General features: G+C 64.5%; 5 protein-coding genes and 1 tRNA gene. All 6 read left to right on the forward strand.

The features are described from left to right. The first annotated feature begins 237 nt into the window (after positions 1 to 237). On the forward strand, positions 238 to 1275 hold the full coding sequence (gene recA / locus AC1VAN_RS09555) for a recombinase RecA (RefSeq protein WP_025878921.1): 1038 nt from the start codon (positions 238 to 240) through the stop codon (positions 1273 to 1275). 110 nt (positions 1276 to 1385) lie between these two features. Further along, positions 1386 to 1877, forward strand: coding sequence for a recombination regulator RecX (gene recX, locus AC1VAN_RS09560; RefSeq protein WP_025878922.1), 492 nt, complete (start codon positions 1386 to 1388; stop codon positions 1875 to 1877). Positions 1878 to 1982: 105 nt separating this feature from the next. Then, on the forward strand, positions 1983 to 4631 hold the full coding sequence (gene alaS / locus AC1VAN_RS09565) for an alanine--tRNA ligase (RefSeq protein ID WP_480985702.1): 2649 nt from the start codon (positions 1983 to 1985) through the stop codon (positions 4629 to 4631). Positions 4632 to 4779: 148 nt separating this feature from the next. Beyond that, positions 4780 to 4983: a carbon storage regulator CsrA gene (gene csrA / locus AC1VAN_RS09570; protein WP_025878924.1), complete on the forward strand. Its 204-nt coding sequence runs from the start codon at positions 4780 to 4782 to the stop codon at positions 4981 to 4983. Positions 4984 to 5061: 78 nt separating this feature from the next. After that, a tRNA-Ser gene (locus AC1VAN_RS09575) sits at positions 5062 to 5154 on the forward strand. 120 nt (positions 5155 to 5274) lie between these two features. Continuing rightward, on the forward strand, positions 5275 to 5513 hold a 239-nt coding region (locus AC1VAN_RS09580), incomplete at its 3' end, for a nuclear transport factor 2 family protein (RefSeq protein WP_480985703.1).

Genomic DNA, 5513 nt, shown 5'->3' on the forward strand with positions numbered 1-5513 from the left:
GGCCTGTACTGCGGGCTGCTGCGACCGAACCGTTGACGATTCATCCTGCAATTCCCGCGGTCTTTTGTGGCGATTCTCTGGTTCTGCTGAGGTTGGTACGGATGTCCGATAATTTTTTTCCGAACGCCGGGCAGAATCTCAGCCTGTGCGATACGCCAGCCTTAAAGTGAACCCATGGCCAAGAAGACTTCCAAAGACAGCACCTCCAACGACGTGACCTCTGCAAGGACCAATCCGATGGACGAGAACAAGAAGCGCGCCCTCGCTGCAGCTCTGGGCCAGATCGAAAAGCAGTTCGGCAAGGGCTCGGTGATGCGCATGGGCGACCGCGTGGTCGAGCCCGTCGAGGCGATCCCGACCGGTTCTCTGATGCTGGATATCGCATTGGGCATTGGTGGCCTGCCCAAGGGCCGCGTGGTGGAAATCTACGGTCCGGAATCCTCCGGCAAGACCACGTTGACCCTGCAGGCCATCGCCGAGTGCCAGAAGCTGGGTGGCACCGCCGCCTTCATCGATGCCGAGCACGCGCTGGACCCGATCTACGCAGGCAAGCTGGGCGTCAATGTCGACGATCTGCTGCTGTCGCAGCCGGATACCGGTGAGCAGGCGCTTGAAATCGCCGACATGCTGGTGCGCTCCGGTTCGGTGGACATCCTGGTGGTCGACTCGGTCGCCGCGTTGACCCCCAAGGCTGAAATCGAAGGTGAGATGGGCGACCAGTTGCCGGGTCTGCAGGCGCGTCTGATGAGCCAGGCGCTGCGCAAGCTGACCGGCAACATCAAGCGCTCGAACACCCTGGTGGTGTTCATCAACCAGCTGCGCATGAAGATCGGCGTGATGATGCCGGGCCAGAGCCCGGAAGTGACCACCGGCGGCAACGCGCTGAAGTTCTATGCCTCGGTGCGCCTGGACATCCGCCGTATCGGCGCGATCAAGAAGGGCGACGAGATCATCGGCAACCAGACCAAGATCAAGGTCGTCAAGAACAAGCTGGCGCCCCCGTTCAAGCAGGTCATCACCGAGATCCTGTACGGCGAAGGCATCAGCCGAGAAGGCGAGCTGATCGATATGGGTGTCGAAGCCAAGCTGGTCGAGAAGGCCGGTGCCTGGTACAGCTACGGTGAAGAGCGCATCGGCCAGGGCAAGGACAACGCCCGTGGCTATCTGCGCGACAACCCGCAGGTTGCCGCCAAGCTTGAGGCTGAGCTGCGCGAGAAGTTCCAGCCGACCGAAGCCGTCCGTGAGGAAGGCGAAGACGAAGGCGACGACGAGTAAAGGCTTGCTGTGGGGCAGGGCGGCGCCGTCAGTGACGTCGCCCTGTCCTGCAGATTCGGTTTCCCCGACGGGGGACGCGCCAGGGACGGCGCATTTGATTGAAGGCGAGAATGAACGATTCCGACGCCCCGGCACCCGGCCGTAAGCGCCGCGTACGCGAACAGACGCCTGTCCAGCGCGCCTTGGGCCTGCTGGTCCGTCGTGAGCACTCGCGCAAGGAGCTGACCCGCAAGCTGACGTCCCGGGGCATCGAGGACGAGGCCGCGCAGGCGGCGGTCGACAAGCTGACCGAGGCAGGTTGGCAGGACGACACCCGGTTTGCCGAGAATCTGGTGCGCATGCGCGCCAATACGGGTTATGGCCCCATCCATGTACGTGCCGAGCTGGGAACCCACGGGCTGGACAGCGAGCAGATTACTGCTGCGATGGATACCTTCGAGGGCGACTGGACGGAGAATGCCCGGGATCTGGTCCGTCGCCGCTTTGGTGAGGCCGGTCCGCAGGACCTCGCGCAGCGCCGCAAGGCCGCCGATCTGCTGGCCCGCCGGGGCTTCGATGGCGACAGCATCCGCCGCGCGACCCGCTACGATCCGGACGACTGAGACTGATGGCGCCGGGCCTGATACCCTTTGGGGTTTCGGCGGTCCGTTCGACCCTGGCCACTGCGGCCGGCGGCACGGGCCCCGGCCCGCAGACTGCCAGCCCCCATGAACGCATCCGCCAAATTCACGACATCCCAGATCCGCAGCGACTTCCTTGAATTCTTCAAGGGCAAAGGCCACACCATCGTGCCGTCGGCGCCGCTGGTGCCGGGCAACGATCCGACCCTGCTGTTCACCAACTCCGGCATGGTGCAGTTCAAGGACGTGTTCCTGGGCGCGGAAAAGCGCAGCTACGTGCGCGCGGCCGACGTCCAGCGCTGCCTGCGTGCCGGTGGCAAGCACAACGATCTCGACCAGGTGGGCTACACCGCCCGCCATCACACCTTCTTCGAAATGCTGGGCAACTGGTCCTTCGGCGATTACTTCAAGAAGGATGCGATCGCCTGGGCCTGGGAGCTGCTGACCCAGGTCTRSAAGCTGCCSGCCGAGCGCCTGCTGGTCACGGTCTACCAGACCGATGACGAGGCCTACGCACTGTGGCGCGACATGATCGGCATTCCGGAAGACCGGATCGTCCGCATCGGCGACAACAAGGGCGCGCCGTTCGCCTCGGACAACTTCTGGCAGATGGCCGATACCGGTCCGTGCGGTCCGTGCACCGAGATCTTCTACGATCACGGTGACCATATCGCCGGTGGCCCGCCGGGCTCGCCGGACGAGGACGGTGACCGTTTCATCGAGATCTGGAACCTGGTCTTCATGCAGTTCGATCGCCAGCAGGACGGCACGCTGATGCCGCTGCCGGCACCGTGCGTGGACACCGGCATGGGCCTGGAACGCCTGGCCGCGATCCTGCAGCACGTGCATACCAACTACGAGATCGACCTGTTCCAGGCGCTGATCCGCAAGGCATCGGAGCTGACCGGAACCGCTGATCTGGAAAACAAGTCGCTGCGCGTGATCGCCGACCACATCCGCGCCTGTTCGTTCCTGATCGTCGATGGCGTGCTGCCGTCCAACGAAGGCCGCGGCTACGTGCTGCGCCGGATCATCCGCCGCGCACTGCGACACGGCTGGATGCTGGGCGTGCGCCAGCCGTTCTTCAGCAAGCTGGTGCCGACCCTGGTCGAGCAGATGGGCGAGGCCTACCCGGAACTGCCGGCACAGGCCGATACCGTGGTGCGTGCCCTGCAGGCAGAAGAAGAGCGTTTCGCCGAGACGCTGGACTCGGGCATGAAGATCTTCGACGACGTTGCGGCCAAGGTCAGCAATGGCGTGRTCCCGGGCGCGGACGCGTTCCGCCTGTACGACACCTACGGCTTCCCGCTCGACCTGACCCAGGACATCGCCCGCGAGCGTGACCTGACCGTGGACATTGACGGCTTCAACGCCGCGATGGAGACGCAGCGCGAGACCGCGCGTGCCGCCGGCAAGTTCGGCGGTGGCGTGACGCTGTCGGCCGATCTGGTCGCCACGCTCAAGCCGACTGTCTTCCTGGGCTATGACCGCCTGCAGGCCGACGGCCTCGGCGTGGTGGCGATCCTCAAGGATGGCCGCCCGGTGGACGCTGCCCAGGCCGGTGACGAGGTCATCGTGCTGACCAACCAGACCCCGTTCTACGCSGAGTCCGGCGGCCAGGTCGGCGACACCGGCACCTTGTCCGCTGCCGGCGTACAGCTGCAGGTGAGCGATACGCAGAAGTTCGCGGGCCAGTTCCATGGCCACGTCGGCAAGCTCACCCAGGGCAGTTTGAAGATCGGTGACGTGCTGTCCGGCCAGGTCGATGGCGAGCGCCGTGGCGCCACCATCCTCAACCACTCGGCGACCCACCTGCTGCATGCTGCCCTGCGCGAAGTGCTTGGCACCCACGTGCAGCAGAAGGGCTCGCTGGTGGCGCCGGACCGCCTGCGCTTCGACTTCTCGCATTTCCAGCCGATCAGCGCCGAGGAACTGGCGATCATCGAGCGCAAGGTCAACCAGCAGGTGCGCGCCAACAACGCCGCCGAAGTGCACAACATGGGCATGCAGGAAGCGCTGGACTTCGGCGCGATGGCCCTGTTCGGCGAGAAGTACGGCGAGAACGTGCGCGTGCTGAAGATGGGCGACTACTCCACCGAGCTGTGTGGTGGCACCCACGTCAACCGGACCGGTGACATCGGTCTGTTCAAGATCACCTCCGAAGGCGGTGTCTCGGCCGGTGTGCGTCGTATCGAGGCCGTCACCGGCCAGGGCGCGCTGGACTACGTGGATGCCGAGGAGGCCCGTCTGGCCGAGGCCGCCGAGCTGCTGGGTGGCAGTGCTGCCGACGTGGTCGAAAAGATCCGTGCGCTGGGCCTGCGCCAGAAGCAGCTGGAGCGCGAGCTGGAGGCCGTGAAGGCCAAGGTAGCCGCCGGCGCCACCGCCGACCTGTCCGGCCAGGCCGTCGAGGTCGCCGGTGTGAAGGTTCTGGCTGTCCGCCTGGAAGGCTTCGACGCCAAGGCCCTGCGCGATGCCATGGACCGCCTGAAGCAGCAGCTGGGCGACGCGGTGATCGTGCTGGCCGGTGCCCAGGACGGCAAGGCGGCGCTGGTCGCGGGCGTGAACGGCAGTGCAATGGGCAAGGTCAAGGCCGGGGAACTGTTGTCCCATATCGCCGGTCAGATCGGGGGCAAGGGCGGCGGACGCCCGGACCTCGCCCAGGGTGGTGGCGAGGACGGGCCCGCCCTTGCTACCGCGCTGGCTGCGGTCGTCGAATGGGTCAGCCCCCGCCTGTGATGAATCCCTGCCGTCCCCCTCCTTGTAGGAGCGGGACGGCTGACGGTACCATTGCGAATCTTTTCCCTTTGTCGTGGGCGCGCTTCTTGACGGAGCGTCAAGCCGGTGGGGGATACCCTTCCACACGGTTCCATGGAGACTTAAAAAAATGTTGATCCTGACTCGCCGCGTCGGCGAAACCCTGATGATCGGTGACTCGGTGAGCGTCACCGTGCTTGGCGTCAAGGGTAACCAGGTGCGTATCGGCATCACTGCGCCGAAGGACGTCGCCGTGCATCGCGAAGAGATCTACCAGCGCATCCAGCGTGGTGACGAAGCCGGCAGCACCGGTGGTGAAAATTCTGCGGAATAAGGCTTTACCTTCGCGCGTGATTAACGTTATGATTCACGCCCCGCTGAGGTGCAACGCACCAGACGCGGAGAAAACCCCGGAGCGATGCCCGAGCGGCTGAAGGGGCTCCCCTGCTAAGGGAGTATAGGGTCAAAAGCTCTATCGAGGGTTCGAATCCCTCTCGCTCCGCCAGATGCAAAAGAACGCCCGCAGATCCTCGATCTGCGGGCGTTTTCTTTGTGCGTCGCGTTGACCTGYGGCCCACGATCGCGGTGCTAGGTTCGCACAATGACCGCCGAGCGGAGCACGTCGATGACCAGTGCGAACAAGGCCACCCTGCTGGCTGCGAATGCTGCGATTTCCGTATTGGATATCGAAGGGTTCCTGCAGCACTGCACCGATGACATCGAGTGGAACGCGATCGGTGACACGGTCATCAATGGCAAGGCGTCCCTTCGCCAATGGATGAAGGCGAACTACCGGGAACCTCCCGAGTTCACCGTGACCGAACTGGTGGCCGAAGATGACATGGTGGTGGCTGTGGGTACGAT

It is taken from the genome of Stenotrophomonas sp. 05L44_2, from assembly GCF_056665995.1.